General features: G+C 68.6%; 20 protein-coding genes. 16 read left to right on the forward strand and 4 right to left on the reverse strand.

What is annotated here, in order from left to right; all coding sequences use genetic code 11:
* Positions 1-20: 20 nt before the first annotated feature.
* Complete coding sequence (locus tag ACIBGM_RS35440; RefSeq protein WP_396388022.1) at positions 21-515, forward strand: SseB family protein; 495 nt, start codon at positions 21-23, stop codon at positions 513-515.
* Complete coding sequence (locus ACIBGM_RS35445; protein ID WP_360535605.1) at positions 512-1,222, forward strand: TetR/AcrR family transcriptional regulator; 711 nt, start codon at positions 512-514, stop codon at positions 1,220-1,222. The genes ACIBGM_RS35440 and ACIBGM_RS35445 overlap by 4 nt, the downstream gene beginning before the upstream one ends.
* Here ACIBGM_RS35445 and ACIBGM_RS35450 read toward each other — a convergent pair.
* Both ACIBGM_RS35450 and ACIBGM_RS35455 read right to left on the reverse strand, forming a co-directional pair.
* A complete protein-coding gene (locus tag ACIBGM_RS35450; RefSeq protein ID WP_396388023.1) occupies positions 1,219-2,385 on the reverse strand; it encodes a glycosyl hydrolase in 1,167 nt (388 codons plus the stop codon). The genes ACIBGM_RS35445 and ACIBGM_RS35450 overlap by 4 nt on opposite strands.
* A 36-nt stretch (positions 2,386-2,421) precedes the next feature.
* A complete protein-coding gene (locus tag ACIBGM_RS35455) occupies positions 2,422-3,438 on the reverse strand; it encodes a LacI family DNA-binding transcriptional regulator (RefSeq protein ID WP_396388024.1) in 1,017 nt (338 codons plus the stop codon).
* An 85-nt stretch (positions 3,439-3,523) separates the two neighbouring features.
* On the opposite strand from ACIBGM_RS35455, the gene ACIBGM_RS35460 reads away from it, so the two are divergent.
* From ACIBGM_RS35460 to ACIBGM_RS35485, 6 genes are all read left to right on the forward strand, one after another.
* Positions 3,524-4,816, forward strand: coding sequence for an ABC transporter substrate-binding protein (locus ACIBGM_RS35460; RefSeq protein WP_396388025.1), 1,293 nt, complete (start codon positions 3,524-3,526; stop codon positions 4,814-4,816).
* Complete coding sequence (locus tag ACIBGM_RS35465) at positions 4,816-5,694, forward strand: sugar ABC transporter permease (RefSeq protein ID WP_360535613.1); 879 nt, start codon at positions 4,816-4,818, stop codon at positions 5,692-5,694. Before ACIBGM_RS35460 ends, ACIBGM_RS35465 begins: the two co-directional genes overlap by 1 nt.
* Before the next feature lie 115 nt (positions 5,695-5,809).
* A complete protein-coding gene (locus tag ACIBGM_RS35470) occupies positions 5,810-6,727 on the forward strand; it encodes a carbohydrate ABC transporter permease (protein WP_360538414.1) in 918 nt (305 codons plus the stop codon).
* Between the two features lie 41 nt (positions 6,728-6,768).
* The gene (locus ACIBGM_RS35475) at positions 6,769-7,209 is read left to right on the forward strand and encodes a winged helix-turn-helix domain-containing protein (protein ID WP_396388027.1); all 441 of its coding nucleotides are present in this window, start codon (positions 6,769-6,771) and stop codon (positions 7,207-7,209) included.
* Between the two features lie 63 nt (positions 7,210-7,272).
* Positions 7,273-7,752, forward strand: a complete 480-nt coding sequence (locus ACIBGM_RS35480; RefSeq protein WP_360538418.1) for a DUF2975 domain-containing protein — start codon at positions 7,273-7,275, stop codon at positions 7,750-7,752.
* Positions 7,752-8,006, forward strand: coding sequence for a helix-turn-helix transcriptional regulator (locus tag ACIBGM_RS35485; RefSeq protein ID WP_360538420.1), 255 nt, complete (start codon positions 7,752-7,754; stop codon positions 8,004-8,006). Before ACIBGM_RS35480 ends, ACIBGM_RS35485 begins: the two co-directional genes overlap by 1 nt.
* 78 nt (positions 8,007-8,084) lie before the next feature.
* On the opposite strand, the gene ACIBGM_RS35490 is transcribed toward ACIBGM_RS35485, so the two are convergent.
* Positions 8,085-8,462: a DUF1844 domain-containing protein gene (locus ACIBGM_RS35490; protein WP_360538421.1), complete on the reverse strand. Its 378-nt coding sequence runs from the start codon at positions 8,460-8,462 to the stop codon at positions 8,085-8,087.
* A 362-nt stretch (positions 8,463-8,824) separates the two neighbouring features.
* Here ACIBGM_RS35490 and infC point away from each other — a divergent pair, with 362 nt between their 5' ends.
* The 7 genes from infC (at position 8,825) to ACIBGM_RS35525 (ending at position 13,226) form a co-directional block, all read left to right on the forward strand.
* Complete coding sequence (gene infC, locus ACIBGM_RS35495; RefSeq protein ID WP_396355221.1) at positions 8,825-9,469, forward strand: translation initiation factor IF-3; 645 nt, start codon at positions 8,825-8,827, stop codon at positions 9,467-9,469.
* Positions 9,470-9,556: 87 nt separating this feature from the next.
* Positions 9,557-9,751 carry a 50S ribosomal protein L35 gene (rpmI, locus tag ACIBGM_RS35500; protein WP_360538422.1) on the forward strand — a complete coding sequence of 65 codons (195 nt, stop codon included), beginning with the start codon at positions 9,557-9,559 and terminating at the stop codon, positions 9,749-9,751.
* Between the two features lie 76 nt (positions 9,752-9,827).
* Positions 9,828-10,220: a 50S ribosomal protein L20 gene (gene rplT, locus ACIBGM_RS35505; RefSeq protein WP_131367113.1), complete on the forward strand. Its 393-nt coding sequence runs from the start codon at positions 9,828-9,830 to the stop codon at positions 10,218-10,220.
* A 28-nt stretch (positions 10,221-10,248) separates the two neighbouring features.
* Positions 10,249-11,061: a TrmH family RNA methyltransferase gene (locus ACIBGM_RS35510; RefSeq protein ID WP_396388028.1), complete on the forward strand. Its 813-nt coding sequence runs from the start codon at positions 10,249-10,251 to the stop codon at positions 11,059-11,061.
* On the forward strand, positions 11,058-11,972 hold the full coding sequence (locus ACIBGM_RS35515) for a CehA/McbA family metallohydrolase (protein ID WP_360538425.1): 915 nt from the start codon (positions 11,058-11,060) through the stop codon (positions 11,970-11,972). The genes ACIBGM_RS35510 and ACIBGM_RS35515 overlap by 4 nt, the downstream gene beginning before the upstream one ends.
* A 135-nt stretch (positions 11,973-12,107) precedes the next feature.
* Entirely contained in the window at positions 12,108-12,677 is a 570-nt protein-coding gene (locus ACIBGM_RS35520) for a hypothetical protein (protein ID WP_360538427.1), read from the forward strand.
* 42 nt (positions 12,678-12,719) lie between these two features.
* On the forward strand, positions 12,720-13,226 hold the full coding sequence (locus tag ACIBGM_RS35525; RefSeq protein ID WP_360538429.1) for a hypothetical protein: 507 nt from the start codon (positions 12,720-12,722) through the stop codon (positions 13,224-13,226).
* Positions 13,227-13,888: 662 nt separating this feature from the next.
* Here the strand turns inward: ACIBGM_RS35525 and ACIBGM_RS35530 are convergent.
* A complete protein-coding gene (locus ACIBGM_RS35530; protein WP_360538431.1) occupies positions 13,889-14,593 on the reverse strand; it encodes a TetR/AcrR family transcriptional regulator C-terminal domain-containing protein in 705 nt (234 codons plus the stop codon).
* A gap of 56 nt (positions 14,594-14,649) precedes the next feature.
* On the opposite strand from ACIBGM_RS35530, the gene ACIBGM_RS35535 reads away from it, so the two are divergent.
* Positions 14,650-16,173 carry an MFS transporter gene (locus ACIBGM_RS35535; protein WP_360538433.1) on the forward strand — a complete coding sequence of 508 codons (1,524 nt, stop codon included), beginning with the start codon at positions 14,650-14,652 and terminating at the stop codon, positions 16,171-16,173.
* The last annotated feature ends 171 nt before the right edge of the window (positions 16,174-16,344 follow it).

The raw sequence follows: 16,344 nt of genomic DNA on the forward strand, positions 1-16,344 counted from the left end.
TCGGAGGCAGAATCATGCGCATGCAACCCGAGCGCCGCCTGGCTTTCACCGGTTTCGACAACGACGACGGGTCGGCCGACCCCGCGCTGGCGAAGGCGCTCGCGGAGGGTGACCACGGCGCGGTCCTGGCCGCGCTGGCCAGGGCCCGGCTGCTGGTGCCGGTGGTGGCGATCCTCGGCGAGGTCGAGTACGACGAGAACGGCCTGGCGCACGACAAGACCTCCGACATGGCGGTCGCGCTGCTCCAGGGCCAGGACGGCCGCAACGCTCTGCTCGCCTTCACGGGCAGCGAGTCACTCGCCCGCTGGAGCCCGGACGCCCGCCCGATGCCCGCGCTGTCCCAGCTGGTCGCGACCGCGGCGATCCAGGAAGGCGCCGCCGCGATCGTCATCGACGTGGCCGGCCCGGCCGCCGCCGTGATCGAGACCGACGACGTACGCCGCCTCGCCGCCGGCCACCAGGTCATCCGCCTGGAAGACGGCACCTACGCCTGGATCGAGCCGGCCGAGCAGTGAGCACCGGGGAGCTGCCGCCGGGGCTCGCCCTGTCCTGGGGTGTGCTGCCGGTGCAGCGTCGCGGTCCCAAGCCAGGGCTGTCGGTGGACCGGATCGTCGACACCGGGATCGAGTTCGGCGACCGGGACGGGTTCGAGGCGATCTCACTGCAGCGGATCGCGGCCCACCTCGGCGTCACCACGAACGCGATGTACCGCTACGTCCGCTCGAAGGACGAACTGATCGTGCTGGTCCACGAGAAGGCGATCGGTACGCCGCCCGAGCTGCCAACGGACTGGCGAGCGGCCGCGACCACGTGGGTGCAGGCCCAGGTCGATCGGTTCGCCGAGCGTCCGTGGCTGCTCGACGTGCCGATCCGCGGTGCGCCGGTCACGCCCAACATGCTGCGCTGGGTCGAGGTGATGCTGCAGGCGCTGGCCGGCACCGGGCTGAGCCAGCACGACAACCTGGGATGTCTGCTCCTCCTGAACGGGTTCGCGCACAACTACGCGAGCATGGTCCGCCAGCTCTCGGCCGGCGACAACACGCCCGTCCAGGCGGAGGAGGTCGGCCGCTTCCTGGTCCCGCGGCTTGCCGAGGGCAACTACCCGATGCTGCTCGCGCTCTACACCAACCAGGAGTACGAGGACGGTGTCGACGACGACTTCGAGTTCGGCCTGACCCGGATCCTGGACGGCATCCAGGTCCTGATCGACGCGAAAGCCTAGGGCAGCACGATCCGGACCGGGCCGTCGGCGCGAGCGGCCACCCACTGCAGGTGGAACTCGCTGCCGGGGGCAACCTCCGGCCTACGCTGCGGCTCCACACGCAGGTTGACCGGTGCGGTCAGGGTTGTCGCCTGCGGGTGTTGCACGCCGTTCGAACGCGCCTCGGCGATCACCTCCGCCAAGGCATGCGCGGCCGGCTTGCGCTGGTGGTCCACGGTGAACAGGCCCAGGTCGTACTCCCGGTCCGGAAAGTCCAGCAGCCGCCGATCGATGTCGTGCGACGACCACCAGGTCACACCCCACAGCGCCGGGTTCTCCAGCACCAGCTCGACCGTCCGCCGGGTGAACTCGGCCTGCAACTCCACCGGAATGTCAGGCCCGGGTACGCCGATCTCCTGCAGCCACACCGGCCGCGCCGGGTCCAGCGACGTCGCCGCGGCCAGCTCGACCAAGTAGTCCGCATGGCTGATCGTCGCCGGACCGAGCGGACCGTCCACCCGGGAGACCCCGTTGAAAACCCACGAGTGGACAGTGCTCAGATACCCCAGATCCACCACGTCTGCCGGATGGAACGGGTGGTCGGCCTTGTACCAGGCGTCGTCGAACAGCGAGTGCAGAGCCAGTACGCCGGGCGCCGCCTCCTTGACCGTGGTCAGCAACGCCTGCGCCCAGCCGGTCGAGCTCTCGAAGGTGGTCGCGCTGTCCGGCCAGAGGTTGTTGACCTCGTTCCCGAGCGTGATCGCGAAGACGTTCGGCTTCGTCGCCACGGCTCGCGCGACGGCGTCGACGTACGCCGTCAGTCCGTCGCGGATCGTGGTGTCCTCGAACAGGCTGGCCTTGTGCCAGGTCAGGACCCACGACGGCAGGAAGTCGAAGCTGGACAGGTGGCCCTGGACCAGGTCGACGGCGACGGTCAGGCCGTGCTCGGCGGCGGCGTCGACGGTGTCCAGCAGGTCTTCGATCGCGCGCTCGCGGATGATCGCCCGGTTCGGCTGGATCCAGGGCCAGATCGGGAACACCCGGACGTGGTCCAGGCCCAGTCCGGCCAGGTCTGCGAAGTCCCGCCGTACCGCCGCGCCGTCGTAGTCGAGCCAGCTGTAGAACCAGCCGGCCGACGGGACGTAGTTCGCGCCGAACCGGGGCGTGCCGGGATCCGAAAGCATGCGACGATGCTAAAACGGTTTAGAACCTACGGCAACTCAGGCCGGGGGAGCAGTGGACTCGCGGACGGTGAGGACCGGGTCGGGGCTGCGGCGGTTGATCACCTGGGCGGGGTCGGCGATGGTCTCGAGCAGCACCTCGGCGGCCTGCCGGCCGAAGTCGAAGGTGTCCCGGGACAGCGCGGTCAGCGCCGGGTGCATCAGCTGGGTCAGGATCGAGTCGTCGAACGCCACGATCGACAGGTCGCCCGGCACCGCGACGCCCATCTCCATCGCGACCCCGAGCCCGGCCACCGCCATCACGTCGCTGTCGTAGACGATCGCGGTCGGCCGCTGCGCCTGGGAGAGCAGCTTGCGGGTGATCGCGGCCCCCTCGGCGTCGCTGAAGTCGGTGGTCAGCGACGGCGCGTCGACCAGGCCGAGCCGGGGCGCGGCGTCCTTCACGGCCCGGATCCGGCGCTGGGTGTGCTGGAAGTTCGGTGTACCGGCGACGTGCGCGATCCGGCGGTGGCCGAGCGCGGCCAGGTACTCCACGATCGAGAGCATCGCCTCGCGGTCGTCGGCCCAGACCGAGGGCAGCGCGCCCCTCCCGCCGCGGCCGCCGATCACCACCGCGGGCAGCTCGAGCGCCTTCAGCTCGTCCACCCGCGGGTCCTTCACGGTCAGGTCGACCAGGATCACGCCGTCGACCCGGTGCTCCGAGGCCCAGCGGCGGTACACCTCGATCTCGGCCGCGGTGTCCTCGACGATCAGCAGCTGCAGCGAGATCGACTCCGCGGACAGCCCGGACTGCACGCCGGACAGCAGATGCGCGAAGAACGGCTCGACGCCGAGCGTGCGGGCCGGCCGGGCGATCACCATGCCGACCGAGTCGACCCGGGACGCGCCGAGCGCGCGGGCGGCGCTGTGCGGCCGCCAGCTCATCTGCTCGGCGATCCGCAGGATCCGCTCCCGGGTCGCGTCGCTCACGCCCGGCCGCCCGTTCAGCGCGAACGACACCGCGCCCTTGGACACACCCGCCCGGTTGGCGATGTCAGCGATCGTCGGTCTGGCCACGTGAACCCCTCTCACCCTTGACAGCGGATTCTACGATCCCGGATAGTGCAGGAGCTATACCGGTTTATCAATTCCAGGAGAATCCATGCGTAGACGTCGTCCAGCAGTGGTGGCCGTCCTGGCCGCCACGGCCCTCTCCCTCGCTGGTTGCGGTCTCGGTTCGGCCGAGGATTCCGGCAGCGCCGCCACGCCGACCGTCGACGCGAACGCAGCGGTGACCGGTGAGGTCAGCTTCCAGACCTGGGCGCTGAAGCCGAAGTTCACGTCGTACGTCGAAGGCGTCATCAAGGCCTTCGAGGCGAAGTACCCGGGCACGAAGGTGACCTGGCTGGACCAGCCCGGTGACGGCTACGACAAGAAGGTGCTGAGCCAGGCCTCGGCCGGCCAGCTGCCCGACGTCGTGAACCTGCCGCCGGACTTCGCGCTCTCGCTGGCCAAGCAGAGCATGCTGCTCGACGTCGGCGCCGCCGACGCCAAGATCACCGAGGAGTACGTCGAGGGCGGTGTGCAGGCGTACCAGTACCAGGGCCTGAACGGCACCTTCGGCTACCCGTGGTACCTCAACACCGACATCGACTACTGGAACGCGGACAAGTTCGCCGCGGCCGGCCTGGACGTGAAGAACCCGCCGAAGACCTTCGACGAGCTGTTCGCGGCCGCCAAGGTGATGCACGACAAGACCGGCGGCCGGGAGTACCTGATGAGCCGGCTGCCCGGCATCGGTGACTTCACCAACGCCGGCGTCAAGATCATCAGCGACGACGGCAAGAAATTCGAGTTCAACACCCCCGAGGCGGCCGCGCTGCTGGACAAGTACCGCGACGCCTACAAGGCCGGCTACCTGCCGCGCGACATCCTGACCCAGGAGTACCTGGGCAACTCCAAGCTCTTCACCCAGAGCAAGGTCGCCTGGACCACCGGCGGCGGCAACGCGATCCAGGACTTCGTCAAGGACAACCCGTCGCTGAAGGGCAAGGTCGTCCCGTCGCCCGCGCTGGACACCCCGCCGCTGTACGTGCAGGGCCTATCGGTGTCGGCCAAGACGAAGAACCAGGCGGCCGCGATCGCGCTGGCCCGGTTCGTCACCAACGCGGAGAACCAGGCCGCGTTCGCCAAGATCGTGAACATCTTCCCGTCCACCAAGGCGTCCGCCTCCGACCCGTACTTCTCGAAGTCCGACGGCACCCCGGAAAGTGACGCCAAGGTGCTCGCGTTCGAGTCGCTGGCCAAGGCGAAGGTGCTGACCCCGCCGATCATCAGCGGCGCCACCAACGACTTCATCGGGCAGCAGATCTCGCTCGCGATCGCCGGCAAGATCTCCTCCCAGGCGGCTCTGGACGCGGCGGTGGCGAAGGCCAACCAGCTGCTGACGCAGTAATGCGCTACCAGCGCTGGTTCACGCCCTGGGTGCTGGTCGTCCCGGCGCTGGCCTGGCTGTTGGTGTTCAGCCTGTGGCCGTCGATCAACACGGTCATCCTGTCGTTCACCAACGCCAGGCCGCTGGGCGGCGGCACGTTCGTCGGGCTGAAGAACTTCGAGACCCTGCTGCACGACGAGCAGTTGCGGTGGGCGCTGCTGAACAGCGTCATCTACATGGTGGTCTGCCTGCCGTTCCTCACGGTCCTGCCGCTGCTGCTCGCCGTCCTGGTGGAGAAGAAGCTGCCCGGGATCACCTTCTTCCGGACCGCGTTCTACACCCCGGTGGTGGCCTCGGCCGTGGTCGTCGCGCTGATCTGGCAGTGGATCCTGGACGACCGCGGCCTGGTCAACGGCCTGGCCGAGAAGCTCGGCGTCATCTCCGGGCCGCTGCCGTTCCTCAGCGACCAGTGGTTGTTGTTGCTCAGCGCAATCAGCCTGACGATCTGGAAGGGGCTCGGGTACTACATGATCATCTACCTGGCCGCGCTCGGGAACGTCGGGCGCGACCTGCACGAGGCGGCTGCGGTGGACGGGGCCGACGCGTTCCGCCGGTTCGTGCACATCACCGTCCCGGGCGTGCGCGGGACGATGATCCTGATCTCCATCCTGATCTCGGTGTCGGCGCTGCGGGTGTTCTCCGAGCTGTTCATCCTCAGCGGCGGCAAGGGCGGACCGGGCGGCCGGGACAACTCGGTCGTGATGCTGATCCAGCAGTACAGCCAGGGCTTCGAGGGCAACCTCGGGTACGCGTCGGCGCTGTCGATCGTGCTGTTCTTCGTCACCGTCGTACCGATGCTGGTCCTGGCCCGCCTGAACCGACGGGGAGCAGAAGCATGACTCTACTGAATTCCTCGCTGCCGCTCGGCGGGTCATGGGGCTTCGACTCCCGGCCTTCCCTCGTCACTCCAGTCGCTTCGCTCCCTCCGCTCCTCAGTCCAGGCCGGGAGGCCCCATGACCACGGTCACCGATCCGGCGCGGCCGGCCGTTGTGGAGGCTCCCGGTACGGCGCCTTCGGGGCGCCGGCGGGGGTCGTTCGGGTTCAACACGATCTCGACTCGGGAGAAGGTGGTCCGGTACGCGTTGCTGGTGTTCGTGCTGCTGATCACCATCGGGCCGTTCCTGTGGCAGCTGTCCACGTCGTTGAAGGGATCCGGGGAGGACATCTACACCCGGATCCCGCGGCTGCTGCCGGCTCAGCCGACGTTCGACCACTACGGCGCGGTGGCCGACACCATCCCGGTCTGGGGCTACGCCCGGAACTCGCTGGTGGTCGCCGCACTGGTTGTCGGCGGCAACGTGCTGGGGGCGTCGCTGGCCGGGTTCGCGCTGTCCCGGCTGCAGTTCAGGGGACGCAAGCTGGTGCTCGGGCTGTTCCTGGCCACGCTGGTGCTGCCGGGCGAGGTCACGATCATTTCGCAGTACGTGACGGTGCGGGAGTTCGGGCTGGCGAACACGCTGTTCGGGGTCGCGCTGCCGGGCATGATCGGGACGCTGAACGTGCTGCTGATGTACAACGCGTTCCGGGCGCTGCCGATCGAGGTCGACCAGGCCGCGATCGTGGACGGGGCGAACGCTTGGCAGCGGTTGGTCTTCATCGGCCTGCCGTCGGTGCGCGGGACGATCAGCGTGGTGGCGATCTTCGCCTTCATCGGGGCCTGGGACGACTTCCTCTGGCCGCTGATCGTGCTGACCGACCCGGACAAGTACACGCTGACCGTCGGGCTGCAGTACCTGTCCGGCACGTTCAGCAACAACCCCCGGCTGATCGCGGCGGGCACGATGATCGCGTTCATCCCGATCGTGATCGTCTTCGCGACTCTGCAACGGTTCTTCTTCAAGGGCGTGGAGGAAGGCGCTGTGAAGGGCTAGTCGGCCACTACCATGGGGGCTCGGCGAGCTGAGGGGTGGCCGTGGCGCTGCGATTCTCCGTGCTGGGCCCGCTGACCGTCCTGAGTGACGGTGAGCCGGTGGAGCTTGCCACCAAGCTGCGCACCTTGCTGGCCACGCTGCTCGTCCGGGCGGGCCAGCCGGTGCCGCTGCACATCCTGGCCGACCGGCTGTGGGGCGAGGAGCCGCCGGTCAACGTCAGGGGGTCGCTGCAGACCTATGTCACCCGGCTGCGCACCGCGCTCGGCGACGATGGCCAGGTCGTGCAGACGGTGCCCGGCGGCTACCTGGTGCAGGCAGACGCGTCGCAGCTCGACCTGGCCGCCTTCCGGGAGCTGGTCACTCGTGCGGACGCCGAGGAGGGCAACGACCAGGCCGAGGCTGCGCTGCTGCACCAGGCGCTCGAGCTATGGAGCGAGATGCCGCTGTCCGACCTGACGCCGGGCTCGGTGAGCAACCCCTGAAGTCGGGGGCGAGACACCGTCGTACCGATTGACTTTCGATAGATGGCGGTCGATAGTCGATGCATGAACTTGGTGCACCGGGTCGTCGTACCGCTGCGGGTCCTGCTGGTGATGCTGTTTGCGGGGCTGGTGGTGGCGCAGGTGATGAGCATGCCCGGGCAGTTCGCGTACATGGCGAAGGAGCAGCCCGACCTGGCGTACCTGCGCTGGCCGCTGACGATCTGGTCGATCCTGGAACTGCTCTGCATCCAGGTCGTCATCGTCTGCACCTGGAAGCTGCTCACCCTCGTCGCCAGCGACCGGATCTTCAGTGAGGACGCGTTCGCCTGGGTCGACGCGATCATCTGGGCGCTCGGCGCCGGCTGGGTGCTGTTCCTCGGCGTGTTCGTCTACCTCGGCGTCCTCGCCGACGACCCCGGCCTGCCGATCCTGATGTTCGGGATCGTCCTGGTCGGCGGCGTACTCGTGCTTCTCATGGTGGTCATGCGGGCCCTGCTGCGGCAGGCGACTACGCTGCGATCCGACATGGAAGCGGTGATCTGATGCCCATCGTGGTGCGCATCGACGTGGAGCTCGCGAAGCGCAAGATGGGCGTCGGGGAGTTCGCCGAGAAGGTCGGCCTCACCCCGGCCAACGTCGCCGTCCTCAAGAACGGCCGCGCCAAGGCCGTCCGCTTCAGCACCCTCGAAGCCATGTGCCGAGTGCTCAACTGCCAACCCGGCGACCTCCTCGAATACATCGACGACACCGCCGACCACCAACCCCCCACAACCACCCACACCGCCGACGCGAGCTGAAGTCGTCGAGTTGTCGATTTGGGTAGGTCCAATCCCGGTTTTGGCGCAGAAATCCACAACTCGATGGCGCGAAAGGAGTTACCGGCGGGAGGCGGAGGGGTGGACGGGGCCGGTGTATTTCTCGCCTGGGGCTTGGCCGGGGGCGTCGGGGATTGAGGAGGCTTCCTTGAAGGCGAGTTGGAGGGAGCGGAGGCCGTCGCGGAGGGGGGCGGCGTGGTGGTGGCCCAGGGAGGGGGCGGAGGCGTCGAGGAGGCCGGCGAGGGCGTCGATGAGGGAGCGGGCTTCGTCGAGGTCCTTGTGGTCGGGGAGGTCTTCGGCGAGGCCGAGGTTGACGGCGGCGGCGCTCATCAGGTGCAGTGCGGCGGTCGAGATGATCTCCACGCTGGGTACGTCGGCGATGTCGCGGGACACCGTGGACAGGGGGTCGGGCTGCGAGTTGGCACCTGATTCCGTCATGCTGCTACTCTTGCATGGCGACCGACCGGGTCCAGCGGTGACCCCTGAGCGGAATACTCAAGGGAATCCGGTGGTTCTGGTCTAAGCGGAGGGCCACCTCCCACCCAGTCGATGGACAGTCGGCGGGTCCCGGTCACGTCGAGGTTCCGGAGCGATCCGGTGGTCTCGGCGATCGTACGGCGTACCTCCCGGCAGGGTTGGGGCGTCGTCGATCTGGGAATTGGGCCTTCGTGTGATCGCACGAAGGCCTTCGTCGTTTCCGGGGGCCTGCGGCGGTCGCGAGGTGGCACCGAAACGAGCACAACCCAGGAGGACCCATCACCATTGAACTGCGCGTCAACGAGCGCATCCGCGTTCCCGAGGTGCGACTGGTCGGACCGAACGGTGAGCAGGTAGGCATCGTCCGGATCGAGGACGCACTTCGGCTGGCACAGGAGGCCGATCTCGACCTGGTCGAGGTCGCGGCGACCGCCCGGCCTCCGGTCTGCAAGCTGATGGATTTCGGCAAGTACAAGTACGAGACCGCGCAGAAGGCGCGCGAGTCCCGCCGGAACCAGTCCAACACGGTCATCAAAGAGATGAAGCTGCGGCCGAAGATCGACCCGCACGACTACGAGACCAAGAAGGGTCACGTCGTTCGGTTCCTGCGTGCCGGGGACAAGGTCAAGATCACCATCATGTTCCGTGGCCGCGAGCAGTCCCGGCCGGAGCTCGGCTTCCGGCTGCTGCAGCGGCTGGCCGAGGACGTCAGCGAGCTCGGCTTCGTCGAGTCCTCGCCGCGGCAGGACGGCCGGAACATGATCATGGTGCTCGGACCGCACAAGAAGAAGTCCGAGGCGCGCGTGGAAGTGGAAGCCGAGAAGGCGAAGCGGAAGGCCGAACGGGAGGCCGAGGAGCAGGCGGAGCGCGCGGAGCGCGCCGAGCAGGCTCAGGCCCACGAGGCCCAGCGCGCTGCCGGCACCGCGAAGAAGCCGAAGGGTCCGGCCGACAACCTCGACCCGGAGTGACGAAACGCTCCGGCCGTCGATGCTGACGCCGGAGCACCGTCAACCGAAGATCGAGTCAACGAAACACAATCAGGAGCACATACAGCCATGCCGAAGATGAAGACCCACTCGGGGATGAAGAAGCGCGTCCGGATCACCGGCTCGGGCAAGCTGCGCCGCGAGCAGACCGGCAAGCGTCACCTCGCCGAGGCGAAGCCGACCAAGCGCAAGCGCCGCCTGTCCGGCACCGTCGAGGTCGCGCCGTCGCACGTGAAGAAGGCCAAGAAGCTTCTCGGCATCTGATCCACCCTCCCCCGAACACCCCCCGCCGAGTGGGCACCATCTCTCTCCGGCGCAGAAATACAAGGAGTAACACCTCATGGCACGCGTGAAGCGGGCAGTCAACGCCCACAAGAAGCGCCGGGTCGTACTCGAGCAGGCCAGCGGCTACCGCGGCCAGCGCTCGCGGCTGTACCGCAAGGCCAAGGAGCAGGTCACCCACTCGCTCGTCTACGCCTACCGGGACCGCAAGGCGCGCAAGGGCGACTTCCGCAAGCTGTGGATCCAGCGCATCAACGCTGCGGTCCGCGCCGAGGACCTGACCTACAACCGGTTCATCCAGGGCCTGCGGCTGGCCGAGGTCGAGGTCGACCGCAAGATCCTCGCCGACCTGGCTGTCAACGACCCGGCCGCGTTCTCCGCGCTGGTCCAGGTCGCCAAGGCGGCGCTGCCGGCCGACGTGAACGCTCCGAAGAGCGACGCCGCGGCCTGAGTCTCAGCACCCCTTAAGTAGCACTCGAGTGGCGAGCCCTGGTCTGCTGACCGCGCAATCCGTGCGGATCAAGCAGGCCCGGCGGCTCGCCACTCGTGCGTTCCGCCGCAAGACCGGCCGCTTCCTGGTCGAGGGCCCGCAGGCCGTCCGGGAGGCGCTCGAACATCGTGAGCTCGTCCTCGAGGTGTACGGCGAACCCGACGTCGCGACCCGGCACCGCGACCTCCGCGACCTCGCCCGCGCCGCCGCCGTGCCGTGGTTCGAGGTCAACCGCGCCGCCATCGAGGCGCTCAGCGAGACCGTCACCTCCCAAGGCGTCGTCGCCGTCTGCTCACTCGTCACGGTCCCTTTGGACGAAGCAGTACGACGTACCGCTCGACTCGTAGCGGTCGGCGTCCAGGTCCGCGATCCCGGCAACGTCGGGACACTCATCCGTACGGCGGACGCCGCCGGAGCCGATGCCGTCGTACTGTCCGCGGAGTCCGTCGACCCGCACAACCCGAAGGCGGTCCGGGCCAGCGTCGGCAGCGTCTTCCACCTCCCGATCAGCGTCGACGCGGACGTCCCCGCGGCCGCGAAGTCGTGGCGTGACCAGGGCCTGCAAGTTCTCGCCGCCGACGGGTACGGCGCCTCCGACCTCGACACCTGCATCGACGACGGCACGCTCGCCAAGCCGACGGTCTGGCTGTTCGGCAACGAGGCGCACGGCCTGCCCGACGGATACGACGCGATCGTCGACCGCTCGGTGAAGGTCCCGATCTACGGCCGGGCCGAGTCGCTCAACCTGGCCACCGCCGCCGCGATCTGCCTCTACGCGTCCGCCCGGGCGCAGCGCCGATGACGGATCTGCCGTTCGACCTACCGGGACAGTTCTGGCGAGGGAACCTGCACACGCACTCGGACCGCTCGGACGGTGCGTTGTCACCGGTGGAGACCGCGCAGGTGTATCGGGAGGCCGGTTACGACTTCCTGGCTGTCACCGACCACTTCCGGCCGGAGTACGGGTTCCCGCTGACGGACACGCGAGAGTTGCGATCGGACGGATTCACCACGCTGATCGGCGCCGAGTTGCACGCGCCACGGACCGAGGCGGGGCAGGCGTGGCACATCGTGGCTGTGGGGCTGCCGCTGGACTTCACACCGCCGGGGGGCTCGGAGACCGGGCCTGAGTTGGCGCGGCGGGCGCGAACTGCCGGCGCGTTCGTCGGGATGGCCCATCCGTCGGCCTCGCTGCTGACGGCGGTCGACGCCGAGAGCCTGGACGCGGCCCACTCGGTCGAGGTCTACAACGCGCTCGCCGACCGCGAGAACCGTGGCGACAGCTGGCACCTGACCGATGTCCTCCTGAACCGCGGCCACCGGCTGACGACTTACGCCGCGGACGACGCACACCTGCAGCCCCAGGACCCGCCCCCGTGCCAGGCCTGGATCCAGGTCCGCTCGCAGGAACTCGAACCGGACGCGCTGCTGGCCGCCCTCAAGGCCGGCCACTTCTACTCCAGCACCGGCCCCGAGCTGTACGACGTACGCATCGAAGGTGACGTGGTAGTGGTCGCCTGCTCACCCGCGACGAAAATACTGCTGACCGGCGGTATGCCCGGCGCAGAGGTTGCCCAGGGCACTGATCTCGCCGAGTGCTCGCTCCCGCTGACCATGTTCCGCGGCCGCCACTGCCGCATCACTGTCGAAGACGCCACCGGCGCCCGCGCCTGGACCAATCCGATCCACATCCCGACACAGCCGATGTCCTAGCCGCGGATCAACCGACTGGCTCAGCGGTCGTCGCTGACAATCAGCGGCCTGTGGATAACTTGCTCGGTGAAGGCCGTCCTTGTGCAAGTCTGGCCACGCCTGCTTGCCCGCTGAACCGGCGAAAGGACATCCGACATGCTCTGGCCCGCGCTGCGCGCCCTCTCCCTCGGCGAGCTCTCCGAAGATCAGCTGACGTGGCTTCGGGAGACGTTCGGCCTGACCGAAGGCCCGCGAACCGAGGGGCCGGGCGCCGCGGACAGCATCGCACACCGGAGGCTGACCGACGAGCGGGGCGTCGAGCTGCTCCTCGACCTGGCCTGTATGGATGATGACGCCTGGGTGTTCGCACTCTTCCAGACGACGGGCGACAAGCCGTCCGCGGCGTTCGTCGAGGCCCAGCGTGCCGCGTTCCGAGCCGCGATCGACCACCTCGGCCTCGAACTCGTCGAGATCGAGCCGGCTGCCAGAGCCGACGAGGTGCTGGTCGCCCCCGCAGATCCGGCCGACACCGCGGAGTCCGCTGTCGGCGGTCACTGGTTCCTGCCCGACGAGCTGGAACTCGTGTGGTGGCATCTCGGTCTGCGCCGTGACGCGGCGCGTGAGGTCAAGGAGGTCAAACTGCGCCAACTCATGCTGACCCCCGCCTGGAACGAGGCTCCGGACAGAGTGCGCCGGGAGGTGCAGGAGTTCCTCGATGGCCACTGACGCGTTGCCACCCTCTTGGACGGACGAGCGGCGGAGCTCCGGATGGACACCGCAGACGCCGAGGGGCTGGTTCGCATGATCGCGACCAGCGAGCTGATGGACGCTTGGTCCTACGGCTCGAACAACAACGCTCGGGTGTTGGCGCTCCAGGAGATCACACGCGACGAGTTCGGGCCGCACTGTGCGTTGCAGATCGACGGCACCATGCGGCGGGCGGTCGATCTCGAGCTCAGGTACAACAGGGACGCGCTGACCGACTTCCTCCGGACGCAGTACACGATGACCCAGGAGTTCCTTCAGGAGCGCGGGATCACCGAACTGATCTCCTACCGGGCACTCGCCTGGTCAGAGGCGGCGGAACAGCCGCCGTGGGCCGTCGAAGACAGTCTCGGGACCATGGTCGACGTTCCGCAGCGCCCGCTGGCCGGCTGGTCGCCCGACCGCCAGATGGTCGCTGACCGGCTGAAGCAGCGGTGGGGCCGCGGTGTCATCCTCGCAGCACGGCACTCGGCCCTGGTTGGCACCCACGCACCGTCGCCGCGCGGCTGAATGCACCGGACAAGCTTGACGTGCGGATCGGACGAATCCTCGACGGCAGAGCGGAAGCGCCGTCGTGGTGGGTGCGGGACGACTCCGGCTACACCATCGCCCGGCGGGATCTGGAGTTCCTGGGGATCGACCAGCTGCACCTGCGGTGGATGGTCACCCGTGAGTCCCCGATGGGACTGACACCCAGGCTCTACCGACAGTTCGCCGGCGATCTGCTGAACGCGCTCGAGCACGACCGCATCGACGCGACACAGGTCGATGTCAGGCTCAAGGGCACCGCCGCCGAGTTCTTCTCGGGCCTGCGAAAGACCCTGCCCACCGAGGTGGAGCTGGCCGGCGAGCCGGAGGCCTTGGGCCGGATGCGTGAGTGGTTCGGCAGCGACGAGAACCGGCCGCTGCGCCGTCCGTTCGACGCCATGTACCGGCTCGGCCTCGAGCCGGAGCCGAGCGATTTCGACCTCGACATCAACAGCACGGCCGCGGTCCGGGCGGCCCGTGCGCACTGGCGCGAGCACCACGGTGACCGCTATCCCGGGGACTTCATGGGTGGCCATGGCTATTTGGACAGGCGGGCCGTCCGCGGCGCCTCGGGGCCGAGCCTTCCACGCGCTCAGGCCGGCGCTGCGGTGCGGCCGGAGCACCTGCGCCGGGCGTGGCTGAAGCTACTTCTTCAGGCGGCCCTCGAGGCCGTCGAGCAGGCAGTCGAGGCCGAAGACGAACGCCTCGTTGTGCATCGTCGCCAGGTCGCGGTTGGAGCGGCGGCGGAGCGATTCCTGCATCGTCGCGTTGTCGGCGGTGGCGACGCGGGCCTGCTCGAGCACGTCCTGGACCCATTCCTCCGTCGTCTGGCCCGAGTTCTTGATCGAGGTCTTGACGGCGACCTCCGCGTTCGCGGTGCCGAAGACGAACGACATCACGCTGCCCATCGCGAAGTCGACGTCGCGTTCGGCGAAACCGCCGGCGCCGAACAGGACCAGTCCGCGGGAGCCGAGCGACGTCGCGTTCGGGCCGATGCTCGGCCGGGTGTAGACGACCTCGGGCAGCCACGGGTGCCGCAGGATCATCGCGCGCAGGCTGTGCGCGAACAGCATCGCGCCGGACCGCCAGCCGGCCAGCTCCGGCTCGGGTACGTCGACCTCGCCGTACGTCTCGTCGATGAGCAGGTCGATCAGGTCGTCCTTGGTCGGCACGTGCCAGTAGAGGCTGGTCGCGCCGGAGCCGAGCTTGGCGGCCAGCTTGCGCATGCTCAGCCCGGCCAGGCCCTCGGTGTCCAGGGTCTCCATCGCGGCCTGCACGATCTGCACCCTGGTCAGCGTCTCCCGGGCAGGTGCGGCGGCCCGCGTGCGGGTCCAGATCGAGTCCTTCATGCGCCCATCCTACTCAGGACTCGCACACTGTACGAGTCTTGTCGTACAGTGTGCGAGTGACTAGTACACCGTTCGAGTCCACAGCGACCGGTCACCCGCGACGCTGGTGGATCCTGCTGATCCTGTGCTTGAGCCTGATGGTGCTGGTAGTCGACAACACCGTGCTCAACCTGGCCATCCCGTCGCTGATGCGCGACCTGGATGCGACTCCTGCCGACGTGCAGTGGATCATCGACGCCTACATCCTGGCGTTCGCCGGCCTGCTGCTGACCGCGGGCAGCCTGTCCGACCGGTTCGGCCGCCGGAAGATGCTGATTCTCGGGCTGGTCGTGTTCGGGCTGGCCTCGCTGCTGGCCACGCTGGCCGAGACGCCGTGGCAGCTGATCGCCTGCCGGTTCCTGATGGGTGTCGGCGGGTCGCTGCTGATGCCGAGCACGCTGTCGCTGCTGTTCACGGTGTTCCCGCCGGAGGAGCAGCGCAAGGCGATGGCCGGCTGGTCCATGGTGGCGATGGTCGGCGTGGTGGCCGGCCCGACGGTCGGCGGCGTACTGCTCGAGCACTTCTGGTGGGGATCGATCTTCCTGCTGAACGTGCCGATCGCGGTGCTGGCGATCATCGGCGCGGTCGCGATGATCCCGGAGTCGCGCGGGCCGGCGCGGGCCGTCGATCCCGGTGGCGCGGTGCTGTCGATGGTCGGGATGACCGCGGTGGTGTGGGCGATCATCTCCGTTCCCGTCGACGGGTTCGGGTCCGCGAAGGTGCTGGGTGGGCTGGCCGTGGGCGTGGCCGCGCTGACTGGGTTCGCAGTGTGGGAGAAGCGGAGCGCGCACCCGATGGTGCCGTTGGCGTTGTTCCGGAACCGCAACTTCAGCGGGACCAGCTTCTCGATCGTGCTGCTGTCGTTCACCGCTGGTGGGTTGCTGCTGGCGCTGACGCAGTACCTGCAGTTCGTGCTCGGGTACACGCCGTTGAAGGCCGGGCTGGCGCTGATTCCGTACGCGGCGTCGGCGATGCTGTTCAACGGTCTCGGGGCGACGCTGGGCAAGAAGCTGGCCGACCGCACGCTGATCGCGGCCGGGCTGGTGGTGATCGCGGCGGGCTTCGGGATCCTCACCCAGGTCAGTACGTCGTCCGGCTACGGCCTGCTGATCGTCGGGCTGCTCGTGATGGGCGTCGGCGGTGGTCTGGCCGGACCGGCGGCGTACACGCTCCTGATGCAGTCCGTCCCGGCGGAACACCGCGGGGTCGGCTCGGCCATGAACGACACGGTCCAGCAGACCGGCGCCGCCCTGTCGGTGGCCGTCCTGGGCAGCGTCTTGGCCGCCGCCTACTCCTCCTCCCTCCCGGACTCGGTGCCGGAAGCCGCCCGCAACTCGATCGCCGAGACGCTGGCCCTCGGCCCCGCCTTCGTCACCGCAGCCCGAGCCGCCTTCACCGACGCCATGTCCATAGCCATGACCACAGGCCTCATCGGAGCCCTGGCCGGCGCCTTGGTCGCCCTGGTCGCGCTCCCGCGCCGGGCAGCCGCCGAGCTCAGCCCCGAGTCGCCCACGCCGGAGCCCGCCTCGGCGGACACCTGATCGGTTGCCCACTCAAGTAGGGGGTTGCCCACTGAGAATCTCAGTGGGCAACCCCTCACTTCGGTGGATATCCGCTCAGCTCGGGGGTTGTGGCGGCCGGGGAGCAGGGGGTGGTGCGGGCGGGGGGAGTGGGGGCTGTGGACGGCCGATTCACGGTTCGGGGCTGGAGGT

It is taken from the genome of Kribbella sp. NPDC050470 (genome assembly GCF_044458365.1).
Taxonomy (GTDB): Bacteria; Actinomycetota; Actinomycetes; order Propionibacteriales; family Kribbellaceae; genus Kribbella.

What these genes read in the sequence shown, in the direction of transcription:
- ACIBGM_RS35485 (WP_360538420.1), top strand. Translation starts at nt 7,752, where the DNA reads ATGCCCATCGTGGTGCGCATCGACGTGGAGCTCGCGAAGCGCAAGATG.
- ACIBGM_RS35440 (WP_396388022.1), top strand. Translation starts at nt 21, where the DNA reads ATGCAACCCGAGCGCCGCCTGGCTTTCACCGGTTTCGACAACGACGAC.
- ACIBGM_RS35525 (WP_360538429.1), top strand. Translation starts at nt 12,720, where the DNA reads ATGGACACCGCAGACGCCGAGGGGCTGGTTCGCATGATCGCGACCAGC.
- ACIBGM_RS35530 (WP_360538431.1), bottom strand. Translation starts at nt 14,593, where the DNA reads ATGAAGGACTCGATCTGGACCCGCACGCGGGCCGCCGCACCTGCCCGG.
- ACIBGM_RS35470 (WP_360538414.1), top strand. Translation starts at nt 5,810, where the DNA reads ATGACCACGGTCACCGATCCGGCGCGGCCGGCCGTTGTGGAGGCTCCC.
- rplT (WP_131367113.1), top strand. Translation starts at nt 9,828, where the DNA reads ATGGCACGCGTGAAGCGGGCAGTCAACGCCCACAAGAAGCGCCGGGTC.
- ACIBGM_RS35460 (WP_396388025.1), top strand. Translation starts at nt 3,524, where the DNA reads ATGCGTAGACGTCGTCCAGCAGTGGTGGCCGTCCTGGCCGCCACGGCC.
- ACIBGM_RS35480 (WP_360538418.1), top strand. Translation starts at nt 7,273, where the DNA reads ATGAACTTGGTGCACCGGGTCGTCGTACCGCTGCGGGTCCTGCTGGTG.
- ACIBGM_RS35520 (WP_360538427.1), top strand. Translation starts at nt 12,108, where the DNA reads ATGCTCTGGCCCGCGCTGCGCGCCCTCTCCCTCGGCGAGCTCTCCGAA.
- rpmI (WP_360538422.1), top strand. Translation starts at nt 9,557, where the DNA reads ATGCCGAAGATGAAGACCCACTCGGGGATGAAGAAGCGCGTCCGGATC.
- ACIBGM_RS35465 (WP_360535613.1), top strand. Translation starts at nt 4,816, where the DNA reads ATGCGCTACCAGCGCTGGTTCACGCCCTGGGTGCTGGTCGTCCCGGCG.
- ACIBGM_RS35490 (WP_360538421.1), bottom strand. Translation starts at nt 8,462, where the DNA reads ATGACGGAATCAGGTGCCAACTCGCAGCCCGACCCCCTGTCCACGGTG.
- ACIBGM_RS35515 (WP_360538425.1), top strand. Translation starts at nt 11,058, where the DNA reads ATGACGGATCTGCCGTTCGACCTACCGGGACAGTTCTGGCGAGGGAAC.
- ACIBGM_RS35450 (WP_396388023.1), bottom strand. Translation starts at nt 2,385, where the DNA reads ATGCTTTCGGATCCCGGCACGCCCCGGTTCGGCGCGAACTACGTCCCG.